This window comes from Haemophilus influenzae, from assembly GCF_900475755.1.
Taxonomy (GTDB): Bacteria; Pseudomonadota; Gammaproteobacteria; order Enterobacterales; family Pasteurellaceae; genus Haemophilus; species Haemophilus influenzae_D.
Map to the genome: position 1 here is coordinate 1,051,642 of NZ_LS483411.1, position 24,319 is coordinate 1,075,960.

The following is a 24,319-nucleotide window of genomic DNA, read 5'->3' on the forward strand; positions in this document are numbered from 1 at the left end:
TTTTTTTTTTTTTTTTTTTTTTTTTTTTTTTTTTTTTTTTTTTTTTGAGGCTAAATTTTTCGCAAAATATCACTTTTTTATTCTCCAAATATAGAATAGAATGTGCGCGATTTCACTAAGAAAAGTATATTTATCATTAATTTTATTAAATATAAGGTAAATAAAAATGAACAAAATTTTTAACGTTATTTGGAATGTTGTGACTCAAACTTGGGTTGTCGTATCTGAACTCACTCGCACCCACACCAAATGCGCCTCCGCCACCGTGGCAGTTGCCGTATTGGCAACCCTGTTGTCCGCAACGGCTGAAGCGAACGATACTTTAACGATTGGCGGAAATACACCTGCTACGGGTGGTACTGCAACGCCAAAAGTAAATGTCACTAGCACGGCAAATGGCTTGAATTTTGCACAAGAGGGTAAAACAGGTAAGGAAGCTTACGTTCATTTAAATGGCATTGGCTCTACCTTGGCTGATACTATCACGGGTACAACAAAAACTGCAACTAACGGTGTGGCTGTTGAAAATCATAATCGTGCTGCGAGTGTAGCTGATGTGTTGAATGCAGGTTGGAACATTAAGGGGGTTAAACCTAACGAGACAACTTCTGATAATGTTGATTTTGTCCGTACTTACGACACGGTTGAGTTTTTAAGTGCAAATCCAGAAACCACGACTGTTACTGTAGAAAGTAAAGATAGCGGAGTTAGAACTGAAGTTAAAATCGGTGCGAAGACTTCTGTTATCAAAGAAAAGGACGGTAAGTTGGTTACTGGTAAAGAAAAAGGCGAGAATGGTTCTTCTACAGACGAGGGCAAAGGCTTAGTTACTGCAAAAGAAGTGATTGATGCTGTGAACAATGCTGGTTGGAGAATTAAAACAACAGCTAATGGTCAAGCTGATAAGTTTGAAACTGTCACATCAGGCACGAATGTAACCTTTGCTGATGGTAATGGTACAACTGCGGAAGTGACCAAAGATAACAATGGCATTACTGTTAAATATAATGCAAAAGTTGGCGATGGCTTGAAGATTGATAACATTAGCAAAAAAATCGTTGCAGATACGACCGCACTTACTGTGAATGATGGTAAGGACGTTAATAATCCGAAAGGTAAAGTTAAAGAGCTTGCTTCTGATGACGAGAAGAAAAAACTTGTTAAGGCAGGCGATTTAGTTGATGCGTTAAATAAATTAAGTTGGACTGCAAAAGCTGATAAAGAAGACGGCGGCGAGGTAGATAATACAAAAGCTGCAAACGGTCAAGAAGTCAAAGCGGGCGAAACGGTAACCTTTAAAGCGGGCAAGAACTTAAAAGTGAAACAAGATGGTGCGGACTTTACTTATTCACTGAAAGATACTTTAACGGGCTTAACGAGCATTACTTTAAATGACGCTACAGCTAATGGCGGAAATGGTGCGAAAACCGAAATTACCAAAGACGGCTTAACCATCACGCCAGCAACTAACGCAGGTGTAACAGCTAAAGAAGAAGATAAAATCAGCGTAACCAAAGATGGCATTAAAGCGGGTGGTAAAGAAATTACCAATGTTGCGAGTGCTTTAAAAACTTATGGGCAAGCTAATGCACAAGCTCAACCTCAGCCTGCAGATAACACTGTTGATAAAGCTAAACAAAATTTAGTTGATTTGAGTAGCGTTACAACACCTGCAGTAGGTGGTGCTACAACAAATGACGAGCTAGCTAAAAAAGCTGCCACTGTAGGCGACTTGGCAGGCTTGGGCTGGGTGCTTTCAGCTGATAAAACCACGAAAGATGGCGGCGGTGTTGAAGATAAGGCATTCCACGCAGCGGTTAAAAACGCCAATGAAGTTGAGTTCAAAGGTAAGGGTGCGGCGACTGTATCTGCGAAATCTGATAACAACGGAAAATATACTGTAACTGTTGATGTAGCAGAAACCCAAGTTGGCGACGGTCTTGAGAAAGCTGATGGCAAGATTAAACTCAAAGCAAGCACGGATACCAATAATGTTTTAACGGTTAATGGTAACGGTGCGTCTGTTACTAAAGGTAGCTTTGAAACTGTGCAGACTGATGCAACTGCAGCTGCAGGTCAAGCTGCAGATGCCAACCGCGGTAAAGTAGTTGTAACTGGTGTGACAAATGGCACACCAACTGATGATGACAAGAAAAAAGTCGCGACAGTGGTTGATGTAGCTAAAGCGATTAACGACGCCGCAACTTTCGTGAAAGTGGAAAATGACGACACTGAAATTAATGATAAACCAACAGATGATGGTAAAAATGATGCTCTCAAGGCAGGCGACACCTTAACCTTGAAAGCAGGTAAAAACTTAAGAGTTAAACGTGACGGTAGTAACGTAACCTTTGCTTTAGCGAAAGACCTTGATGTGAAAACTGCGACTGTGAGTGATACCTTAACGATTGGTGGGGGTATGCCTGCTGCAGGCGGTGCTGCAACACCAAAAGTGAATGTGACTAGCACGGCTGACGGCTTGAAGTTCACTAAAGAGCCTGCGGGTGCTAATGGCGATACTACGGTTCACTTGACTAATATTGCCTCAACCTTGGCTGATCATCGTATAGGTAATACAGCTCATCTGGATAACCAAGTTGATGACGCTCATCGTAATCGTGCAGCGACTGTTGGCGACGTGTTGAGTAGTGGTTGGAATATTAAAGGTGCTAAGACTGCAGGTGGTACTGTTGAGAATATTGATTTTGTTGCAACCTACGATACGGTAGATTTTGTAGATGATGGCAAAACAACGACTGTAACGGTAACTCAAAAAACTGACAAGAAAGGTGCCGAAGTTAAAATTGGTGCGAAGACTTCTGTTATCGCTGAAAAAGATGGTAAGTTGCTTACTGGAAAAGATAACAAAGCAAATGGTGGTACAAACACCACTCCTGCAACTGATGATACGGATGATGGCAAAGGCTTAGTGACTGCAGAGACTGTGATTGAAGCAGTGAACAAAGCTGGTTGGAGAGTTAAAACAACAGCAACTCCTCAAAATGGAGATGGTTTTGAAACTGTCGCATCAGGCACAAATGTAACCTTTGCTAGTGGTAATGGTACAACTGCGATTGTAACTAAAGATATCAACGGTATTACCGTTAAGTATGAAGCGAAAGTTGGAGATGGCTTGAAACTAGACGGCGATAAAATCGCTGCAGATACGACCGCACTTACTGTAGAAAACGGTAAGGTAAAAACCCCTGATACAACTAATGGTGGTAATGGTAATAAACTTGTTAATGCAAGTGGTTTAGCGGAAGCGTTAAATAAATTAAGTTGGACTGCAAAAGCTGAAGCAGATACTGCTAATGGCGGAGAGCTTGATGGACAAGCGACAGATAAAGAAGTCAAAGCGGGCGACAAAGTAACCTTTAAAGCGGGTAAGAACTTAAAAGTGAAACAAGAGGGTGCGAACTTTACTTATTCACTGAAAGATACACTTAGTGATTTAACAAGTATTACTTTAGGTAAAACGGGAGCTGGTGCAAACGGTGCAAGCACTAAGATTACCAATGAGGGCTTAACCATCACGCCAAATGGCGGTACGACAGGTGCTGACACTGCAAACACCATTAGCGTAACCAAAGATGGCATTAAAGCGGGTAATAAAGCTATTACTAATGTTACAAGTGGTTTAAGAGCTTATGATGATAAGAATTTTGATCTTAACAATAACTCTATAACTGATTTAAATAGACACTTTGAAGATGCTTATAAAGGTTTATTAAATCTAAATGAAAAAGGTGCGGATCAACAGCTGTTGGTGGCTGACAGCACTGCAGCAACTGTGGGCGATTTGCGTAAATTGGGTTGGGTAGTATCAACCAAAAACGGTACTGACGAGGAAAGCTATAAAGTTAAACAAGCTGATGAAGTTCTCTTTACTGGATCTGGTGCTGCAACTGTTACTTCTGCTTCTGAAAATGGTAAACATACGATTACTGTTAGTGTGGCTGAAACCAAAGCAGATAGCGGTCTTGAAAAAAATGGCGATACTATTAAGCTCAAAGTGGATAAAAGCACTAATAATGTTTTAACTGTTAGTGAAAACGGCACAGCGGTAACTAAAGGCGAATTTAATACAGTGGATACTTCAGTTCCTGCTGATGATGCAACTACTGAAACTAAAAATAATCGTGGTAAGGTTACTGTAAAAGATGCTGATAAGGCAGATAAATCAGTTGCAACTGTAAAAGATGTTGCAACAGCAATTAACAGTGCGGCAACCTTTGTGAAAACAGCGAATTTAGATACCGCACTTAATGAAGCTGATGCGACAGATAAGGGAGATGATGCACTTAAAGCAGGCGACACCTTAACCTTTAACGCGGGTAAAAACCTGAAAGTTAAACGTGATGGAAAAAATATTACCTTTGACTTGGCAAAAAACCTTGAAGCGAAAACCGCGACCTTTAGTGATAAGTTGTCGATTGGTTCTGGTGCGAATGCAGTTGATATTACGAATGAAAATGGCGGATTGAAGTTGGCGAAAGGTGCTGCTGATATTCAATTACGAGGTATTGGTTCAACCTTAACTGACACTATCACAGGCACAACAACAAAAGCTGAAAATGGTGTAGATGTTAAAAATCATAACCTTGCAGCAAGTGTGAAAGATGTGTTGAGTGCTGGTTGGAATATTAAGGGTGTTACAACTGGTTCCGCAACAGGTAAGTCAGAAAATGTTGATTTTGTCCGTACTTACGACACAGTTGAGTTCTTGAGTGCGAGTGCAGATACAACAACAGTGACTGTAGATAGTAAAGATAATGGAAAAACCACTAAAGTTAAAATCGGTACGAAGACTTCTGTTATTGCTGAAAAAGACGGTAAGTTAGTTACTGGTAAAGGTAACAAAGATGCAGGTGGCACAAATGCCAATACAGCTGATGATACAGATGCAGGTAAAGGCTTAGTGACTGCAGAGACTGTGATTGAAGCAGTGAACAAGGCTGGTTGGAAAGTCACTGGCGAGGGTACAACTGTTGGTAATAATGAAACTGCATTAACCAAAGACAACGCCCAAACCGTTACATCAGGCACAAGCGTGAACTTCAAGAACGGTAAGACAACTACTGCGACTGTAAGTAAAGATGATCAAGGTAACATTACGGTTAAGTATGATGTAAATGTTGGCGAAGTCTTGAAAGACAATGAATTCCGCGCACCAGATAACACAAAACTTGTGAAGATCGGCGATGAATACTTCAGTGAGGAAGATATTGATCCTGCGACAGGTAAACCAAAAGAAACTAATGGTAAGAAAGTTGCTGCTAAATATAAAACAGTGGGTAATGAAGTCTTTGCCGTTAATACTGATGGAACTACCACTATGGGCAATGCCGTTACTTTAACTAACCAAAATCAAGGTGTGGTTACAGGTAAACAGGTGGCAGAAGCCATTGCGAAGTCTGGTTGGAATTTAGGTTTGGCGAATGCTGATCAAGCTGTTTCTGCCTTTACGACTGGTGGCAAAGCCTTATCAGATGTTATGCTTGAGCGTGTTAATGCAAATGATAATGTGCGTTTTGCAAATGGTAAAAATACCGTAGTGAAAGCGGCTGTAGTGGAAGATGTGGATAAAGATGGTAATAAAGTTACCAATACTTATGTCCGCACCGATGTAACAGGTTTGCCTGTTCAATACACAACAGAAAATGGCAAAGCGGTAAGTAAAGTGGGGGATAAATACTACACTTTAGATGATAAAGGCGAGCCGTCAGCAACTGCATTGACTGATGAACAAGTTGGTAAATTAAGTGTGAATTTGGTAAGCCCAACTGCAGATAGCAATAAGCCAACGGCTTTAGGCAATCTTGCAAATGGTGCGAAAACCTTTGCCGCTCCAACAGTAGATGGTAAGGAATTAGCATTAGCAAATGATGGCAAGTATTATCCGAAAGATACATTGGGGGCAAATAATGCCGCACCAACGGATGGTACAGCCTCTGTTAAAGTAGCCAACCCAGGCAAGGCAGGATTGGCAGACTTGGCAAATTCAACATCAAGCAATGCGGCAACTGTGGGCGATTTGAAAAACTTGGGCTGGCAGATTTCTGTAGGCGATGGCTACAATGACCAAGTGAGAAATGCCGATAAGGTTAATTTCAAAGGTAGTAACGGTATTAGCGTTTCTGGTAAAACACTAGATGGCGGTAGGCGTGAAATTACTTTTGAATTGGCTAAAGGCGAAGTGGTTAAATCGAATGAATTTACCGTCAAAGAAACCAATGGAAAGGAAACGAGCCTGGTTAAAGTTGGCGATAAGTATTACAGCAAAGAGGATATTGACTTAACAACTGGTAAACCGATGGCAGGTAAAACTGAAAAATATAAGGTTGAAAACGGCAAAGTCGTTTCTGCTGACGGCAGCAGCAATACCGCTGTTACCCTAACCAACAAAGGTTCTGGCTATGTAACAGGTAACCAAGTGGCAGATGCGATTGCGAAATCAGGCTTTGAGCTTGGTTTGTCAAATGAAACAGAAGCGAAAGCAGCGTTTGGCGATAAAGAAAAAGCCTTGTCTGATACTAAACTGGAAACTGTAAATGCCCACGACAAAGTCCGTTTTGCTAATGGTTTAAATACCAAAGTGAGCGCGGCAACGATGGAAAGCACCGATGCAAACGGCGATAAAGTGACCACAACCTTTGTGAAAACCGATGTGGAATTGCCTTTAACGCAAATCTACAATACCGATGCAAACGGTAAGAAAATCACTAAAGTTGTCAAAGATGGTCAAACTAAATGGTATGAACTGAATGCTGATGGTACGGCGAGTAACAAAGAAGTGACACTTGGTAACGTGGATGCAAACGGTAAGAAAGTTGTGAAAGTAACCGAAAATGGTGCGGATAAGTGGTATTACACCAATGCTGACGGTGCTGCGGATAAAACCAAAGGCGAAGTGAGCAATGATAAAGTTTCTACCGATGAAAAACACGTTGTCCGCCTTGATCCGAACAATCAATCGAACGGCAAAGGCGTGGTCATTGACAATGTGGCTAATGGCGATATTTCTGCCACTTCCACCGATGCGATTAACGGAAGCCAGTTGTATGCTGTGGCAAAAGGGGTAACAAACCTTGCTGGACAAGTGAATAATCTTGAGGGCAAAGTGAATAAAGTGGGCAAACGTGCAGATGCAGGTACAGCAAGTGCATTAGCGGCTTCACAGTTACCACAAGCCACTATGCCAGGTAAATCAATGGTTGCTATTGCGGGAAGTAGTTATCAAGGTCAAAATGGTTTAGCTATCGGGGTATCAAGAATTTCCGATAATGGCAAAGTGATTATTCGCTTGTCAGGCACAACCAATAGTCAAGGTAAAACAGGCGTTGCAGCAGGTGTTGGTTACCAGTGGTAAAGTTTGGATTATCTCTCTTAAAAAGCGGCATTTGCCGCTTTTTTTATGGGTGGCTATTATGTATCGTTTCAACCAAATGAATTTGTGTTAAATTTCCTTTTGATGGTTAAAGTGCGGTGTTTTTAAATTGAATTAAAAGATGAAAATAAAGACTTGACAAAACCTATAAATATCCTTTAAAAGAGATCTGTAACAAAAAAATAACAAATTACATAACATCATATAAAGGGTATATTATGAATATCGTTCCGATCAGTGAGTCGGCGGTGGTTTGCTCTTTGCCACCCCCAGCTTCCATTCAACAACAACGCCAATTATGGGCGTTGGCTCGTCAATTGCAATCAGAACAAGATATTGTAGAAGTTGTCTTGGGAATGAATAATCTTACGGTTTTTACCGATTTTTTCGTAGATTTTAAGCCGCTTGTGCAACGTTTAGAACAACTTTGGGCTGAATTGAAAGTATCGGATTTTCAAGGACGCCATATTGAAATTCCTGTTATTTATGGGGGAGAGCGAGGTCAGGATTTATCTGATGTAGCGAAATTTCATCAGACAACACCAGAGCGGATTATTCAGATGCACAGTGAGCCTATTTATACTGTGTATATGATTGGTTTCCAAGCAGGCTTTCCTTATTTGGGTGGTTTACCTGAAAACTTACACACGCCACGCCGTGCCACGCCAAGAACGGTTGTTCCTGCTGGTTCTGTTGGTATTGGTGGTGTGCAAACGGGGATTTATCCTTTTTCTTCGCCAGGTGGGTGGCAGTTGATCGGTTATACTAAGCAAGCACTTTTTGATAAAAATCAAGTGCAACCAACCTTATTACAAGCTGGCGATACTGTGAAATTTATTGTGGAGGGGATTGAACTATGATTGATGTGCTTGATGTGCAATCCCGTGCGACTATTCAAGATTTAGGACGTTTTGGTTTACGCCGATTTGGTATTAGCCATTGTGGGGCAATGGATAAATTAGCCTTACGTGCAGGCAATATTTTATTGGGCAATGCAGAGAATGTTCCTGTTATTGAAGTGCCTTTAGGCGGCATTACATTGCAATTTCAGCAAGATATGAATTTTTGTGTGACTGGTGCTTTTTATGAAATGACGTTAGATGATAAGCCTGTTTTTGCTTATTGGCGTTATCAAGCACGTGCCGGTCAAATATTAAAAATGACTCGTGCAAAAATTGGAATGTATGGTTATTTATGTGTTCAAGGCGGTTTTGTTTTGCCTCAAGCATTGAATTCTTGTAGTACGGATTTGAGAGCGAAAATAGGGGGTATTGAGGGACGTTGTTTGCAGACAGGCGATCAGCTACAAACGGCAAATGATCATATTTTGCGTAGCGAAATTGGTGTTGCGCCCATTCCGCTTAGTGATGTTATTCGTGCTTTGCCATCTTCTGAATATCAGGCGTTTAAACGAAAATCCCAGTATTATTGGTGGCGAAATGAATGGACGTTGCAAAGTAATAGTGATCGTATGGGGTATCGTTTTCAAGGTCAGACATTAGAATTAAAGCAGCCGTTGGAAATGCTATCTCACGCCATTCAGTTTGGTAGTGTGCAAGTTCCACCAAGTGGTCAGCCTATTATTTTGATGGCGGATGCACAAACCACAGGCGGTTATCCTAAAATTGCTAATGTGATTGATGCCGATCTTGGGGCTTTGGCACAGGTGCGTTTAGGTTCAACGATTAAATTTGAAGCGGTTAGCTTACAAGAGGCGGCTAAATTACGCCGTAAAAATGAAATATACCTTGATCAAATTAGGAGAATTGTTGATGAAAAAAATTGATTTAAATGCAGATATTGCAGAGGGTTTTCCTTTTGATGAAAGTTTGTTGCAGTTGCTTTCTTCTGCAAATATTGCCTGTGGCTTACACGCTGGGGGCGCAAAGGAAATGCAAAGTGCGGTCAAATTTGCGAAAGAAAATAAGGTGCGTATTGGTGCGCACCCTAGTTTTCCTGATCGAGAAAATTTTGGTCGTACGGCAATGGCGTTGTCTTCACAGGAATTAATCGCACATTTGCGTTATCAATTAGGCGCCTTAAAAGCAATTTGTGATGGCGAGGGGGCGGTAATTAGTTATGTTAAGCCTCACGGTGCGTTATATAACCAAGCGGCAAAAGATGAAAAAATAGCGCGTGTAATTGCACAAACTGTTTATCAATTTGATCCGAATTTGAAATTAATGGGGTTAGCGGGTAGTTTAATGTTGCGTATCGCAGAGGAAGAAGGGCTGCAAACTATTTCTGAAGTGTTTGCCGATCGACATTATATGCCTGATGGGAGTTTAGTGCCTCGTTCTCAACCAAATGCAATGGTAAAATCTGATAAGGAAGCTATTCAACAAGTGTTACAAATGGTAACAAAGGGGCAAGTCAATGCCATTGATGGAAGCCTCGTGCCTGTAAAAGCAGAAAGTATTTGCTTACACGGCGATAATCAACATTCTTTGCAATTTGCTAAACGCATTGTGGAAGAATTAGAAAAAAATCATATCAAAATAACGGCATAAGCCGAATAAACACATAACATCAACTTAACAATGGAGGTGCTTTATGGCATCAATTACTCACAGACGAAATGCGGTTTTAGGGGCGGCTTTCTTAATGGCGACATCCGCCATTGGGCCCGGGTTTTTAACTCAAACCGCAACCTTTACAAATACTTTATTATCGAGTTTTGGCTTTGTTATTTTATTATCAATTTTGTTAGATATTGGTGCTCAACTTAATATTTGGCGAATTGTTATTGTGTCTGGCAAACGCGCGCAAGATATTTCTAATGCGGTTTTTCCGAAAGCAGGGTATTTTCTTGCTGCGCTGATTGTGATGGGCGGACTGGCTTTTAACATTGGTAATGTTGGCGGTGCGGGGCTTGGTTTAAATTCTATTTTTGGCATAGCACCAGAAATAGGTGCAGTGATTAGCGGTATTATTGCTATTTTGATTTTTTTGCGTAAAGAAGCGGGCTTATTAATGGATCGTTTTGCACAATTAATGGGCTTTATTATGGTCGCACTCACGTTTTATGTAATGTTTAAAACTGAACCGCCTGTGGCTGAAGCGGCATATCATTCCTTTATTCCAGAACAAATTGATCCCATTGCTATTGTCACATTAGTGGGGGGAACCGTAGGTGGTTATATTACTTTTGCAGGCGCGCATCGCTTATTAGATGCTGGCATTCAAGGCGAAAAAGCAATAGCTGAAGTGAGCCGTAGTTCTGTTTCAGCCATTTTAATTGCTTCAACGATGCGTATTGTATTATTTCTTGCGGTACTTGGCGTGGTGTCAAAAGGTGTGTCTCTTAATCCTAAAAATCCAGCTGAAACGCCTTTTGAATATGTAGCAGGCAATTTTGGTCAAGTGTTATTTGGGGTAGTTATTTGGGCAGCGTCTATTACATCGGTTATTGGTGCGGCTTATACTTCAGTTTCTTTCTTAACGACCCTTTGTCCAACTATTGAACGCAATCGTAATCGTTGGATTATTGCCTTTATTGTGATTTCTACCGTTGTTTTAGTCACAGTGGGAAAACCTGCTGCGGTATTAGTTTTTGTGGGAACATTAAATGGCTTAATACTGCCGATTGCATTGGCATTAATTTTGTTAGCCGCTTATCGAAGCGATATTGTTGGCACTTATAAACACCCTGTTTTTTTAGCTTTTTCAGGCTGGTTTGTTGTGATTATTATGGCAATATTAAGTGGAAAAACGATTATTTCTTATATTTCTAGTTTTTTTAGCTAACTACTATTTTTGTGAAAGGATCTGCATTTCAAAGTGATGTTAAATAATCAATCATTGAAATGCAGATTTTATTTTATGATTTATTTTTTGCCTAATTGTGGCAATACGGAATCTTTAACTGCGTTTAATAAACCTGTTTGCGCATAGATACCAAGTTTACCTCGGGTATCAGACACATCTAAATTACGCATTGTTAATTGACCGATACGATCAATAGGATCAAATGGCGCATCTTCCACTTTTTCCATACTTAAACGCTCTGCTTCGTAGGTTAAGTTTGCTGATTCGGTATTTAAGATAGTTAAGTCGTTACCACGACGAAGTTCAAGGGTTACTGTGCCTGTAATTGCTTTTGCCACCCAACGTTGAGCTGTTTCACGCAGCATTAATGCTTGCGGATCAAACCAACGACCTTGATATAATAAACGACCTAAACGGATGCCATTAATACGATATTGTTCGATGGTATCTTCATTGTGAATACCTGTGACTAAACGTTCGTAAGCAATATGCAATAATGCCATCCCCGGTGCTTCATAAATACCACGAGATTTGGCTTCAATAATACGGTTTTCGATTTGGTCAGACATTCCTAAACCGTGACGCCCACCAATACGATTGGCTTCTAGAATAATATCAACTGCATTATCAAAATATTTGCCGTTTAATGCCACAGGGACGCCTTCTTCAAAAGTAACTGTGACTGTTTCAGGTTTAATTTCTACCTTTTCATCCCAAAATGCGACCCCCATAATTGGTTTCACAATTTTCATTCCTGTGCTTAATTGTTCTAAGTCTTTTGCTTCGTGGGTTGCACCGAGCATATTGGAATCAGTGGAATAGGCTTTTTCAACAGACATTTTGTAGTCAAAACCATTTTCAATAAGGAATTGAGACATTTCTAAACGACCGCCAAGTTCTTCAATAAATTGTGCATCCAACCAAGGTTTATAGATTTTTAAATTCGGGTTCGTTAATAAACCATAACGATAGAAACGCTCAATATCATTCCCTTTGAAAGTTGAGCCGTCGCCCCAAATGTTTACATCATCTTCTTTCATTGCTGCAACGAGCATTGTGCCTGTTACTGCGCGACCAAGCGGTGTGGTGTTAAAGTAGGGAATGCCGCCTGTCGAAATATGGAATGCGCCACATTGAATTGCGGCAATACCCTCGTGAGCAAGTTGTGCACGGCAATCAATTAAGCGCGCATTTTCTGCACCATACGCCATTGCTTTTTTAGGGATTGCGTTGTAATCGTCTTCATCGGGTTGCCCTAAATTGGCAGTGTAGGCATAAGGTACAGCACCTTTTTGACGCATCCAAAGTAATGCTGCACTGGTATCTAAGCCGCCAGAGAAAGCGATTCCCACTTTTTGACCTTTAGGTAAGCTCTGTAAAATAGTATTTGACATATATTTTCCTTACTAATAATTAGGATTGAATAAATAATCGATTTTTGTGAATAAAAAATCGATAAAATATAACCGCACTTTTCCTGTTTGTCTAGTATTTTATGCATTAAGGCTAAAAATCTTTATTTGTAATAATGCATAAAAATCCCTGCTGTAAAAAGCAGGGATTTTGATCTCTATTTTGTTAATAAATCCAGTGCTTCTTGATATTTATCAACGGTTTTCTGAATAATATTTTCTGGCACTTTTGGTGCGGGGGCTTGTTTATTCCAGCCGCTATTTTCTAACCAATCGCGTACAAATTGTTTATCGAATGATGGAGGATTTGTTCCTGCTTGGTAAGTATCCACAGACCAAAAACGGCTAGAATCTGGCGTTAATACTTCGTCCATTAAAGTGAGCGTGCCATTTTCATCTAAACCAAATTCAAATTTTGTGTCGCAAATAATAATTCCTTTAGTCAGTGCATATTCTGCAGCCGTGGTATAAAGTGCAATAGCTTTTTCTTTTACTTGTGCGGCTAAATCAGAGCCGATAAGTTTTTCACATTCTGTATAGCTGATATTTATATCGTGATTACCAACTTCTTCTTTGCTTGATGGTGTGAAAATAGCTTCGGGTAATTTGCTGGCCTCAACTAAGTTTTCAGGTAATTTTAAACCGCAAATCGTGCCTGTTTGTTTGTAATCTTTTAAACCACTGCCAGTTAAATAGCCACGTACAATAGATTCAATTTTAATCGGGGTTAAACGTTTACACACGACGGCACGATCTTTGATTAAATCCGCTTCTTCTTTGGGTAGTACATCATAAACGCTGTCGCCAGTGAAATGATTGGGCATAATGTGAGCAAGTTTATTAAACCAAAAATTGGAAATTTGCGTGAGAATTTCGCCTTTTCGTGGAATGGGATCATCTAAAATAACATCAAAGGCAGATAAGCGATCAGAAGCAACCATTAGCATGCGTTTATCATCGATTTCATAGAGATCACGTACTTTACCTGAATAGATTTTTTTTAGACTTAGCGTGAGGGATTGTTGTGTCATCCTTTTGCACCTGTATGAAAAAAACTGGCGAATATTATACCGCACTTTTAACGCAAATAAAGCAAACGTTTGCTATTTTTAAAAAGAAATAAAAATTCCCTGAAATTTCAGGGGAAGTATAGGGGGTAAAATGTTTATTATTGGAAATTCAGTAAATCCTATTAATTATTGAGCGGGTGGATTGGGATTATCCAATACGTCCCACAGGCTTTCTTGTGGTGGTGTAGTTGTTTCTGCTTCAGTTGGCGTAAAAGACGGAGATGCTATTTCGCCACAGAAATTCTGACCATTATTTAGCCAAACAGGAATTGTTCGATAACTCTCACAATCCCAGCCACCGTATTGATTTATCCCCACCCATTTCACTGTTGCAGGAGGCGTAATTGCTAATTTTTCAATATTCGTACGGTTTAAATAATCTTTATAAATTTGCAATGCGCCAGAAGCACCAGTCAGTTTTGTTTCGCCATTATCATCGCGACCAAGCCAAACTGTGCTGATATTTTTTCCGTCAATTCCCACAAACCACGTATCGCGAGCTTCATTGGTTGTGCCTGTTTTGCCTGCTAAATGTAAATCTGCGTAATCTTTTTGCAAACTACGTGCAGTGCCTCGTTCAACAGTTTGTTGCATTGCAAATAATGTTTGGAATGCCGCTTCTTGTGGCACCACTTGTTTTACGCTTTTATCGTGTTGAAAAATTAGGTTACCTTGACGATCAGTAATGCTATCTACGGTTGTGAGCGAAATTCGCCCCCCTTGATTGGCAATAGTTTGATAAAGTTTTGTGACATCATAAGGCGAGATGGTATAAGAACCGAGTAACATCGCAGGCACTTTAGGAATTTCTACATTATCCCAGCCCATCGCTTTTTGTGTGTCAATAACTTTACTCAAGCCGACTTTCATTCCAATATTCACTGTCGGAATATTTAAAGAACGGGCTAAGGCATCCATTAACATTACCGAACCGCTATATTTTTTGTCATAGTTGCGTGGCTGCCAAGGTGGGCTACCTTTAACATTAATCGTAATTGGCTGGTTATTAATTAGGGTATTTAAACGGAACTGTTCTGGATTAGAAAGTGCGGTCAAATAAATAGAAGGTTTTACTAAAGAACCAATCTGACGTTTTGCCATTAATGCACGATTAAAGCCTGCATATTGGGTTTGTAAACCGCCAACCACGGCACGAATTTCGCCTGTGCGATAATCCGTTATAATCATTGCACTTTCTAAATGGGGATTTTTCGTTTTCAGTTGTAATTGCGAAACGGTATTGACCACTGCATTTTCTGCTTGGGCTTGTTGTTTTAAATCCATTGTGGAAAAAATACGTGCACCAAGTAAGCTCGACATTTTGTGTTCGCCCAGTTCACGGCGTAAATCTGCCTGTAAAGTTTGAATAAATGCAGGGTATTTACGCGAGATTTGCCCTTTCTTTTGCACACCTAAAGGTCGCTGACTTAATAATTGATAAAGTTCATCGCCGATCATTTTATGCTCAAGCATTAGCTTTAAAACAATGTTGCGACGTTCGAGGGCGTTTTGCGGATTTCGCCACGGATTATAAAGTGAAGGCCCTTTGACCATCCCCACTAAAAGGGCAATTTGATCTAAGCTAATTTCACGAATCGAACGACCAAAATAAAATTGGCTGGCTAATTCAAAACCGTGAATTTGCGTATCGCCATTTTGTCCGAGATAAATTTCATTGAGATAGGTTTCGAGAATGCGGTTTTTATCGTAACGCCAATCTAACACCAATGACATCAAGGCTTCGTTGGCTTTGCGTGTAATGGTGCGTTCACGTGATAAAAATAAATTTTTGACTAATTGTTGAGTGAGCGTACTGCCGCCCTGTACCGTTTGACCTGCACGAATATTGGCAATTAATGCGCGTAAAATCCCCACTGGATTAATGCCATTATGTTCATAAAAGCGGCGATCTTCCGTTAAAATTAATGTATCAATTAATAAACGGGGATAATTTTGTAAAGGAATAGCTAAACGATCTTCGTTGTCTGATTGCAACATCGCAATCAATTTTGGTGCAAGACGAAATTCATCAACAGTTTTGACTGTGACTAAATCTTCAATGCGAGATAACTTATTATTGCTAAAACGCAAACGTAAAACTCGTTGTGGTTCTGCTTTATCGGGGAAAGGAAAAGCACGGCGAAGCACTACAATGCTATCATCTTCTAACTTGAAATCGCCAGGGGCGGCAACCATTGTGGTTTGGCGATATTCGTTATCTAATAAAATTTGAATGACTTCATCAAAAGCGAGATTATCGGCAATTTTCACACTTTCTAATCGACTATAAACTTCCGCAGGCAAATGCCAAATTTGTCCATCCATTTTAGAACGAATTTGCCAATCGAGATAACCGCCGTAAAAAATCGTTAAGACAAGCACAGTGAAACTAAATTTCAGTAAAAAACCTTTAAAAGTGCGGTTATTTTTTGGCGTGTTTTTCGATGATTTTTTAGCGGAGTGTTGAGAAGTCATAGTGAGTTAAGCAATAAAATCAACATAAGATTGGAGAAAATGAATAAAATCTTGCGTACCGCAAAAAGCAAGGCTTTCTTCATCATAATAGTGGAAATCTTGTTCTAAAATTTCATCTGATTCAATGGCGAGATTGTTGGCGCGCACCATTACTTCATCAGCATTTAAAAATAACGTATATTCCGCACCGATTAAGATTTTTTCTTGATTTTCAATAAGTGATTTTGCAGAGGAAAGTGCGGTTAAAATCTTGTCTGAATTTGACCGCACTTCTGTATTGAACCAGTTAGCAAGGGCAATGTGTTCCATTGAACATTTTACGGATACATTGCCTTGATAATGTGTAAATTGGAAATCCATCTTAGATACTAAAGGATGAACCACAGCCACAAGTGCTGGTGGCATTTGGATTATTTACAGTAAAGCGTGAACCCTCTAAACCCTCAGTATAATCGACTGTACCGCCGATTAAATATTGTAAACTCATCGGGTCAATCACAAGTTGAACACCTGATTTTTCAATGGTTAAATCGCCGTCATTGACTTTTTCATCAAAGGTAAAACCATATTGGAAACCGCTGCACCCCCCCCCTGTGATATACACGCGTAATTTCAAATTAGTATTTTCTTCTTCGCTGATTAAACTTTTTACTTTATTTGCTGCTGCATCAGTAAATGTCAGTGGCACTGCAATATCATCTATCATAACTATTTCCTACTTTCCTAAAATTTCAATCCTGCCATTATCTAATAACCCTTTACTCCATTCAAGTGTAATCCAGTTTTTTCCTAGAAATCGTGCTATAATCTCGCAAAGTTTTTTTCAAAAAAGTGAGATAAAAATGGCTATTCCAATTAGAACTGAAAAAGAAATTGTAAAATTACGCGAGGCATGTAAATTGGCTTCCGATGTGCTTGTGATGATTGAACCTTACGTAAAAGCAGGCGTAACCACAGGCGAGCTTGATCGCATTTGTCACGAATATATGGTAAATGAACAAAAGGTTATTTCCGCCTGTTTGAATTATCACGGTTTCCCAAAGGCAACCTGTATTTCCATTAACGAAGTCGTTTGTCACGGTATTCCAAGTGACGATAAAGTGCTTAAAAATGGCGATATTGTGAATATTGATGTTACCGTAATTAAAGACGGTTATTTTGGCGATAACTCAAAAATGTATATCGTGGGCGGCGAAACGAATATTCGTAGTAAAAAGTTAGTGGAAGCCGCACAAGAGGCATTATATGTTGGGATACGCACTGTAAAACCCAATATTCGTTTAAATGAAATAGGTAAAGCCGTGCAAAAATATACGGAAAGCCAGACTTTCAGTGTTGTGCGTGAATATTGCGGACACGGCGTTGGTACAGAATTTCACTGCGAACCTCAAGTATTGCATTATTACGCAGATGATGGCGGTGTGATTTTAAAACCCGGAATGGTGTTTACCATTGAACCAATGATTAACGCAGGTAAAAAAGAAGTGCGTGTGATGGGAGATGGTTGGACAGTAAAAACCAAAGATCGTAGTCATTCAGCACAATATGAACATCAACTTGTTGTCACGGAAAGTGGTTGTGAAGTGATGACTATTCGTGATGAAGAAATTGCAGAAGGTCGAATTTCACGGATTATGATTAATATGTAATTGACATTAAATTGTAAGTAGGGGCGTAGATATACGCCCTTTTTGTTTTTCTTTATAATAAAGCCACTTCTAACCACTAAAGGGCAATCAAAATGCTGTTTTCTCCGACACTATCTTCTCCTTTAACGCCAAGTGCGGTCAAAATTGAGCGAGAAAATCTCAAGCAATTTGAGCTTGAGAATTTTTCTCGTTATTCCATTTTTGAGCTGATTGAAAATCGCAGTGATTTTTATGATGCCTTATTGATTCAACTTTGGCAGGAAATGGGATTAAGTGAACAACTGGGGATTTCTTTAATTACGGTGGGCGGTTATGGACGGCGTGAGATGTTTCCTTTGTCGGATTTAGATTTTTTAATTTTGGTCGAGCAAACACCAATCCCAGAAATTGAAGAAAAGATTACCCAATTTATCCAATTTTTATGGGATTGTGGCTTTGAGGTGGGACATAGCGTCCGAACCTTACAACAATGCGAATTGGAAGGAAAACAAGATATTACGATTGCCACTAATTTATTAGAAGCCAGATTTCTCATTGGAAATCGACCGCACTTTGATGCGCTAAATGAATTGGTAAAACGTGCTGATTTTTGGTCGAAAGAAGATTTTTTTAATGCCAAAGTGCAAGAGCAAATAGAACGTTATCAGCGTTATCACAATACGGCTTATAACCTTGAGCCAGATATTAAGTTCAGCCCAGGCGGTTTGCGTGATTTGCATTTGTTGTATTGGGTGGCGTTGCGCCATTCGGGGGCGCTGACTCTTGAGGCCATTTTACAAAGTGGTTTTATTTATCCTCAAGAATATCAGCAACTACAAGAAAGTCGTGCTTTTTTATTTAAAGTGCGGTTCGCTTTGCATTTGATTTTGAAACGTTACGATAATCGTCTGTTGTTTGATCGCCAAATTAAAGTCAGTGAATTGTTAGGTTTTCGAGGGGATGGCAATCAAGCTGTGGAAAAAATGATGAAATGTTTTTTCCAAGCATTGCACCGCATTTCGCTGATTAGTAATTTGTTGATTCAGCATTATCGAGAAAATGTGCTTTCATCAAATCAGGCTACTGTGATTGAGCAGTTAGACGATGATTTCCAACTGATTAACCAATGCTTATGTTTGCGTAATAGCCGTGTTTTTCAAGAAAAACCAGCGCGAATTTTAGATCTATTCTTTTATTTAACGCAGTACGAACAGGCTAATATTCATTCTGATACCTTGCGTCAATTACAAATTTCCTTAGAGCAATTACCACAAAAATTATGTGAAATTCCTGCGGCTCGTGAAAAGTTTTTACGTTTATTTAATCAACCCAATGCAATTAAGCGTGCGTTTATGCCGATGCACCAATATGGTGTATTAACTGCGTATCTTCCCCAATGGCAAGCCATTGAGGGCTTAATGCAATTTGATTTGTTCCATATTTATACGGTGGATGAGCATACATTACGCGTGATGTTGAAATTGGAAAGTTTTCTGTCACAGGAAAGTGCGAAAGAACATCCCATTGCCCATCGAATTTTTAGCCAACTTTCTGACCGCACTTTGCTTTATATTGCGGCGTTATTCCACGATATTGCAAAAGGGCGGGGCGGTGATCACGCAGAACTTGGTGCTGTGGATGTTGCAGATTTTGCGCAATTACATGGTTTAGATCGTCGAGAAATTGACACCCTTGCTTGGCTCGTAAAATCCCATTTGCTGATGTCAATTACTGCGCAACGTCGTGATATTCATGATCCTGAAGTCATCATGAATTTTGCGGAAGCCGTGCAAAATCAAGTTCGATTAGATTATCTCACTTGTTTAACGGTGGCGGATATTTGTGCAACCAATGGTAATTTATGGAATAGCTGGAAACGTTCGCTTTTTGCCTCTTTATATGAATTTACTGAACAGCAATTTGCACAAGGTATGAAAGAATTGCTTGATTATTCAGAAAAATCGGCAGAAAATCGAAAACTTGCACAACAAATTTTAACGCAGGATTATTCCAATATTACACTAATCGCGATTGAGCAATTATGGGAGCGTTGCCCTGAAGATTATTTTGTGCGTAATACGCCAAAACAAATCGCATGGCATACAAGTTTGCTGGTGGATTTAGTTGAGGCATTATTAGTGAAAATTAGTAATCGCTTTTCACTTGGTGGCACGGAAGTGTTTATTTATTGCCAAGATCAACCGCACTTATTTAATAAAGTCGTGAGTACCATTGGAGCAAAAAAATTCAGTATCCACGATGCTCAGATTATTACAACACAAGACGGTTATGTTTTTGATAGCTTTATCATCACAGAACTTAACGGAGAATTAGTAGAATTTGATCGTCGCCGAGAACTAGAGCAAGCACTCACATTAGCCCTTCAAAGTGAAAAATTATCCGCACTTTCTATTACGCCGAATCGTCAGCTTCAACATTTTACTGTGCAAACCGACGTGCGTTTTTTACACGAAAACAAAAAAGAGCATACTGAAATGGAACTGGTTGCCTTGGATAAACCAGGGTTATTAGCCCAAGTTAGCCAGATTTTCACTGAGTTAAATCTCAATTTATTGAATGCAAAAATTACCACGGTGGGCGAAAAAACCGAGGATTTTTTTATTTTGACGAACCAATTTGGGCAAGCACTTGCAAGAGAGGAAAGGGAAATATTAAAACAAATTCTTGTGAAAGAAATTAACTAACTAATAGTATAGTTTTACGATGATATATTCGTTGTAGAAGATTAGGTCTGATTTTCTACAAAAAAGGACGCTTTCAGCGTCCTAATTTCAAAATGATTTCGCTACATTTTTAAAGTATCACGAGCCTTTTTATTATCCTTATCACAAGCCTTACGGAGCCATTCTTTAGCTTTTGAAAGGTCACGTTTAACACCTTCTCCATTGTGATACATCGTCCCCAAATTAAATTGAGCCTTTGCATGTCCCTGTGCAGCTAAAGGTTGCAAAAGTTTGAGGGCAGTTTGATAGTCTCCTTTATTAGCAGCTTCCAAGCCTTGTTGAAATTTCTGTTCTGGCGTATCTGCCTAAGCCGTAGATTGAACAGAAAAAATTGAAGTAGCTAACAATGCGCTAGTGAGAAATGTTTTTGTCAGTTTCATATAATAATCTCTAGATTGATTTATAGAAGACGCCAAAATTTTTGTTTGGCAATATATTTTTAGTATCTACTGAATTGTCAAACTAAAAACGAGTCGTCATTATACTTTGAATTTATAACCTAACTGAAACACTTTCTTGATTTTTTAACGTTTAAATAAGGCAATATGTGTAGCTATTCATAAGGTTGATATCTTTCTTGTTGTACTAAACAAATTATATTTGATGTCCTTATAAACTACTTGGGGGGAGCTGTTAAATTTAAATATAAAAACAGTGGCGTTAAAGTGAAAAATAGGGCTTCTTGAAAAATATATTTCTAGGTAAATTTGCCTTATGTTATCCTTTGCAAAAAATTTTTAGGATCACATTATGTTGAGTATTTTTGTTACTTTTCTTGGCTCGTTTTTAACATTGATTGTGATGCGACCCGTTGCCAATTGGATTGGATTAGTCGATAAGCCAAACTATCGTAAACGTCACCAAGGCACAATTCCGCTAATCGGTGGCGTATCGCTTTTTGTTGGTAATCTTTGCTATTACCTGATGGAATGGGATCAGCTTCGATTACCGTATCTCTATTTGTTCAGTATTTTTGTTTTATTGGCGATTGGGATTTTAGATGATCGCTTTGATATTAGCCCTTTTTTAAGAGCAGGCATTCAAGCGATATTGGCGATTTTAATGATCGATCTAGGCAATATTTATCTCGATCATCTTGGTCAAATTTTAGGGCCTTTCCAATTAACGCTAGGTTCTATTGGGCTGATTATCACTGTATTTGCCACTATTGCGATTATTAATGCCTTTAATATGATTGATGGTATAGATGGATTGCTTGGTGGGCTTTCTTGCGTTTCTTTTGCGGCAATTGGTATTTTAATGTATCGAGATGGGCAAATGGATATGGCACATTGGAGCTTTGCTTTAATCCTGTCGATTTTACCTTATTTGATGCTAAATCTAGGGATTCCATTTGGACCGAAATATAAGGTGTTTATGGGCGATGCGGGGAGTACATTAATTGGTTTTACCATTATTTGGATTTTGTTATTGAGTACGCAAGGAAAAGGGCATCCTATGAATCCAGTAACCGCACTTTGGATCATTGCGATTCCTTTGATTGATATGGTTGCGATTATTTATAGCCGTGTACGTAAAGGCAAAAGTCCATTCCGCCCAGATCGTTTACACGTTCATCATTTAATGGTGAGAGCAGGTTTAACATCAAGACAAGCCTTTTTATTGATTACGCTTGTTTCGGCAGTTTGTGCAACTATCGGTATTTTAGGGGAAATTTATTATGTGAATGAATGGGCGATGTTTGTCGGCTTTTTCATTTTATTTTTCCTTTATGTCTATTCAATTACGCGTGCGTGGCGAATTACCCGTTGGGTCAGAAGAATGAAACGCCGTGCAAAACGGTTGAAAAAAGCATAAAAATAAAGGCTTGTGTTATTAAATCACAAGCCTTTATTTTTTGAGAAAATTCACCGCACTTTAGAGTTTGGGCGATATGTTTTGTAGATAGAAAAAGTCCCCAGCCTTTTGGCTAGGGATTGAAATCTGGAGCGGGAAACGAGGCTCGAACTCGCGACCCCAACCTTGGCAAGGTTGTGCTCTACCAACTGAGCTATTCCCGCAGTTCACATCAGTGAATGGGGTGGTATTATACAAATATTTTTAGGGCTTGCAAGGGCAATTTCATAAAAAGCAATTTTTTGTTGAAGTTTTCATCAATCTAATTTTATGAAATGTTCGCGATAATAAGCCAGCTCTTTAATGGATTCTCGAATGTCATCAAGCGCCAAATGGGTATTTTCTTTTTTAAAGCCTTCTAAAATTTCAGGTTTCCAATGCGCTGCAAGTTCTTTTAATGTGCTTACATCTAAATAGCGATAATGAAAATAATCGGCTAAATCAGGCATATATTTCACTAAGAAGCGTTTATCTTGGGCAATGCTGTTACCGCAAATTGGCGATGCACCTTTCGGCACCCATTTTTTTAAAAAGTCTAAGGTTTGTAATTCTGCTGCACGTTCGGTAAGTTTACTGGCTTTTACGCGTTCAATTAAGCCGTTTTCACTGTGAGTTTTTTGGCACCAATCATTCATTTTATTGAGTAATTCATCAGACTGATGAACAGCCAATACTGGGCCCTCTGCCAAAATATTCAAATTTTTATCTGTCACAATAGTCGCAATTTCAATAATACGTTCTTTTTCTGGATCTAAACCGGTCATTTCTAAATCAATCCAAATAAGATTTTGTTTATCGAATGGCATAATATCAGGTATCCTATGCAAAAATTTTTTTCATTTTACCAAAAACAAGGGAAAAAACGACCGCACTTTTATGGCTAAACGTAAATTAACTCAAAACCAAACCAGAAGAATTCAATCGAATAATGCGAAAACATTACATCGCCATAAGAAAAAAGACATTGAATGGTCAGATGAAATGTTGGGCGAACCGCAAGAAGGCGTTGTGGTCACACGTTATTCTATTCACGCAGATGTTGAAAATGAACAAGGCAAAATTTATCGTTGTAATTTGCGTCGTACTTTGTCGAGTTTGGTGGTGGGAGATAAAGTTGTTTGGCGTAAAGGTAATGAACAATTACAAGGTGTGAGCGGCGTGATTGAGGCGATTCACCCTCGAGAAAATGAAATTTCCCGCCCTGATTATTATGATGGTTTGAAACCCATCGTGGCGAATATTGATCGTATTATTATTGTATCAGCAGTATTGCCAACGCTTTCCTTAAATATTATCGATCGTTATCTTGTTGTGTGTGAAATTGCGGGAATTACGCCTCTCATTGTTTTGAATAAAGTGGATTTATTGACGCAGGAACAGCGTCAAGAAATTGAAGAACAACTTAAAATTTACCAAGATATTGGCTATGAAATTTTAATGATTTCAGCAAAGAGCGGTGAAAATATGGAAAAATTGACCGCACTTTTGGCACAAGGCACGGCGATTTTTGTTGGGCAATCTGGTGTTGGTAAATCGAGTTTAATTAATCATATTTTGCCTAGCGTAAACGCTCAAGTAGGGGATGTGAGCGAAACATCAGGGTTAGGGCAGCATACTACGACATCGTCACGTCTTTACCATTTGCCACAAGGCGGTAATTTAATTGATTCGCCCGGAATTAGAGAATTTGGGCTTTGGCATTTAGATGCGGAGCAAATCACAAAAGGCTATCGAGAATTTCAATATGTATTAGGCACCTGTAAATTCCGTGATTGCAAACATTTGAGCGATCCAGGGTGTGCGTTACGTGAAGCCGTTGAGCAAGGGAAAATTTCGCCTGTTCGTTATGATAATTATCATCGATTAATTGAAAGTTTAAGTGAAACAAAATCACAACGTCATTTTTCAGTAGTTTAACGATTGAGATTGTGAATAATAAATAAGCTATTTAGCTTATTTTTATGATTTAATTAGG

General features: G+C 39.2%; 16 protein-coding genes and 1 tRNA gene. 9 read left to right on the forward strand and 8 right to left on the reverse strand.

Annotation, left to right across the window (positions count from 1 at the left end; translation table 11 throughout):
• The first annotated feature begins 166 nt into the window (after positions 1 to 166).
• The 5 genes from DQN24_RS05250 to DQN24_RS05270 all read left to right on the forward strand — a co-directional run bounded on the left by DQN24_RS05250 (position 167) and on the right by DQN24_RS05270 (position 11,137).
• On the forward strand, positions 167 to 7,372 hold the full coding sequence (locus tag DQN24_RS05250; protein WP_111695493.1) for a YadA-like family protein: 7,206 nt from the start codon (positions 167 to 169) through the stop codon (positions 7,370 to 7,372).
• Positions 7,373 to 7,608: 236 nt separating this feature from the next.
• Positions 7,609 to 8,250 (forward strand): 5-oxoprolinase subunit PxpB, encoded by a 642-nt coding sequence (gene pxpB / locus DQN24_RS05255; protein ID WP_021035416.1) that lies wholly within the window; start codon positions 7,609 to 7,611, stop codon positions 8,248 to 8,250.
• The gene (locus DQN24_RS05260; RefSeq protein ID WP_021035415.1) at positions 8,247 to 9,176 is read left to right on the forward strand and encodes a 5-oxoprolinase/urea amidolyase family protein; all 930 of its coding nucleotides are present in this window, start codon (positions 8,247 to 8,249) and stop codon (positions 9,174 to 9,176) included. The genes pxpB and DQN24_RS05260 overlap by 4 nt, the downstream gene beginning before the upstream one ends.
• Positions 9,163 to 9,900 carry a 5-oxoprolinase subunit PxpA gene (gene pxpA, locus DQN24_RS05265; RefSeq protein ID WP_021035414.1) on the forward strand — a complete coding sequence of 246 codons (738 nt, stop codon included), beginning with the start codon at positions 9,163 to 9,165 and terminating at the stop codon, positions 9,898 to 9,900. The genes DQN24_RS05260 and pxpA overlap by 14 nt, the downstream gene beginning before the upstream one ends.
• Before the next feature lie 43 nt (positions 9,901 to 9,943).
• Positions 9,944 to 11,137, forward strand: a complete 1,194-nt coding sequence (locus DQN24_RS05270) for an NRAMP family divalent metal transporter (RefSeq protein ID WP_111695494.1) — start codon at positions 9,944 to 9,946, stop codon at positions 11,135 to 11,137.
• Between the two features lie 80 nt (positions 11,138 to 11,217).
• On the opposite strand, the gene argG is transcribed toward DQN24_RS05270, so the two are convergent.
• From argG to erpA, 5 genes are all read right to left on the reverse strand, one after another.
• A complete protein-coding gene (gene argG, locus DQN24_RS05275; protein WP_021035412.1) occupies positions 11,218 to 12,552 on the reverse strand; it encodes an argininosuccinate synthase in 1,335 nt (444 codons plus the stop codon).
• A gap of 176 nt (positions 12,553 to 12,728) precedes the next feature.
• On the reverse strand, positions 12,729 to 13,601 hold the full coding sequence (locus DQN24_RS05280) for a phosphoribosylaminoimidazolesuccinocarboxamide synthase (RefSeq protein WP_021035411.1): 873 nt from the start codon (positions 13,599 to 13,601) through the stop codon (positions 12,729 to 12,731).
• Between the two features lie 165 nt (positions 13,602 to 13,766).
• Positions 13,767 to 16,115, reverse strand: a complete 2,349-nt coding sequence (mrcB, locus tag DQN24_RS05285; RefSeq protein ID WP_050949442.1) for a penicillin-binding protein 1B — start codon at positions 16,113 to 16,115, stop codon at positions 13,767 to 13,769.
• 6 nt (positions 16,116 to 16,121) lie between these two features.
• Positions 16,122 to 16,475 (reverse strand): YacL family protein, encoded by a 354-nt coding sequence (locus DQN24_RS05290; RefSeq protein ID WP_021035409.1) that lies wholly within the window; start codon positions 16,473 to 16,475, stop codon positions 16,122 to 16,124.
• A 1-nt stretch (position 16,476) separates the two neighbouring features.
• Positions 16,477 to 16,821 (reverse strand): iron-sulfur cluster insertion protein ErpA, encoded by a 345-nt coding sequence (erpA, locus tag DQN24_RS05295; RefSeq protein WP_021035408.1) that lies wholly within the window; start codon positions 16,819 to 16,821, stop codon positions 16,477 to 16,479.
• A gap of 136 nt (positions 16,822 to 16,957) precedes the next feature.
• On the opposite strand from erpA, the gene map reads away from it, so the two are divergent.
• Complete coding sequence (map, locus tag DQN24_RS05300; protein WP_021035407.1) at positions 16,958 to 17,764, forward strand: type I methionyl aminopeptidase; 807 nt, start codon at positions 16,958 to 16,960, stop codon at positions 17,762 to 17,764.
• A gap of 92 nt (positions 17,765 to 17,856) precedes the next feature.
• A complete protein-coding gene (glnD, locus tag DQN24_RS05305; protein ID WP_021035406.1) occupies positions 17,857 to 20,448 on the forward strand; it encodes a bifunctional uridylyltransferase/uridylyl-removing protein GlnD in 2,592 nt (863 codons plus the stop codon).
• 101 nt (positions 20,449 to 20,549) lie between these two features.
• Here the strand turns inward: glnD and DQN24_RS09090 are convergent, their stop codons facing one another.
• The gene (locus tag DQN24_RS09090; RefSeq protein ID WP_231902247.1) at positions 20,550 to 20,714 is read right to left on the reverse strand and encodes a tetratricopeptide repeat protein; all 165 of its coding nucleotides are present in this window, start codon (positions 20,712 to 20,714) and stop codon (positions 20,550 to 20,552) included.
• A gap of 523 nt (positions 20,715 to 21,237) precedes the next feature.
• Between DQN24_RS09090 and wecA the strand changes: the two genes are divergently transcribed.
• A complete protein-coding gene (gene wecA, locus DQN24_RS05315) occupies positions 21,238 to 22,305 on the forward strand; it encodes a UDP-N-acetylglucosamine--undecaprenyl-phosphate N-acetylglucosaminephosphotransferase (protein ID WP_111695495.1) in 1,068 nt (355 codons plus the stop codon).
• A gap of 127 nt (positions 22,306 to 22,432) precedes the next feature.
• Here wecA and DQN24_RS05320 read toward each other — a convergent pair.
• A tRNA-Gly gene (locus DQN24_RS05320) sits at positions 22,433 to 22,508 on the reverse strand.
• Positions 22,509 to 22,601: 93 nt separating this feature from the next.
• The gene (gene orn, locus DQN24_RS05325) at positions 22,602 to 23,150 is read right to left on the reverse strand and encodes an oligoribonuclease (protein ID WP_021035403.1); all 549 of its coding nucleotides are present in this window, start codon (positions 23,148 to 23,150) and stop codon (positions 22,602 to 22,604) included.
• 70 nt (positions 23,151 to 23,220) lie between these two features.
• Between orn and rsgA the strand changes: the two genes are divergently transcribed.
• Entirely contained in the window at positions 23,221 to 24,261 is a 1,041-nt protein-coding gene (gene rsgA, locus DQN24_RS05330) for a small ribosomal subunit biogenesis GTPase RsgA (RefSeq protein ID WP_021035402.1), read from the forward strand.
• Positions 24,262 to 24,319: the final 58 nt, after the last annotated feature.

What these genes read in the sequence shown, in the direction of transcription:
- DQN24_RS05250 (WP_111695493.1), top strand. Translation starts at nt 167, where the DNA reads ATGAACAAAATTTTTAACGTTATTTGGAATGTTGTGACTCAAACTTGG.
- pxpB (WP_021035416.1), top strand. Translation starts at nt 7,609, where the DNA reads ATGAATATCGTTCCGATCAGTGAGTCGGCGGTGGTTTGCTCTTTGCCA.
- DQN24_RS05260 (WP_021035415.1), top strand. Translation starts at nt 8,247, where the DNA reads ATGATTGATGTGCTTGATGTGCAATCCCGTGCGACTATTCAAGATTTA.
- pxpA (WP_021035414.1), top strand. Translation starts at nt 9,163, where the DNA reads ATGAAAAAAATTGATTTAAATGCAGATATTGCAGAGGGTTTTCCTTTT.
- DQN24_RS05270 (WP_111695494.1), top strand. Translation starts at nt 9,944, where the DNA reads ATGGCATCAATTACTCACAGACGAAATGCGGTTTTAGGGGCGGCTTTC.
- argG (WP_021035412.1), bottom strand. Translation starts at nt 12,552, where the DNA reads ATGTCAAATACTATTTTACAGAGCTTACCTAAAGGTCAAAAAGTGGGA.
- DQN24_RS05280 (WP_021035411.1), bottom strand. Translation starts at nt 13,601, where the DNA reads ATGACACAACAATCCCTCACGCTAAGTCTAAAAAAAATCTATTCAGGT.
- mrcB (WP_050949442.1), bottom strand. Translation starts at nt 16,115, where the DNA reads ATGACTTCTCAACACTCCGCTAAAAAATCATCGAAAAACACGCCAAAA.
- DQN24_RS05290 (WP_021035409.1), bottom strand. Translation starts at nt 16,475, where the DNA reads ATGGATTTCCAATTTACACATTATCAAGGCAATGTATCCGTAAAATGT.
- erpA (WP_021035408.1), bottom strand. Translation starts at nt 16,821, where the DNA reads ATGATAGATGATATTGCAGTGCCACTGACATTTACTGATGCAGCAGCA.
- map (WP_021035407.1), top strand. Translation starts at nt 16,958, where the DNA reads ATGGCTATTCCAATTAGAACTGAAAAAGAAATTGTAAAATTACGCGAG.
- glnD (WP_021035406.1), top strand. Translation starts at nt 17,857, where the DNA reads ATGCTGTTTTCTCCGACACTATCTTCTCCTTTAACGCCAAGTGCGGTC.
- wecA (WP_111695495.1), top strand. Translation starts at nt 21,238, where the DNA reads ATGTTGAGTATTTTTGTTACTTTTCTTGGCTCGTTTTTAACATTGATT.
- orn (WP_021035403.1), bottom strand. Translation starts at nt 23,150, where the DNA reads ATGCCATTCGATAAACAAAATCTTATTTGGATTGATTTAGAAATGACC.
- rsgA (WP_021035402.1), top strand. Translation starts at nt 23,221, where the DNA reads ATGGCTAAACGTAAATTAACTCAAAACCAAACCAGAAGAATTCAATCG.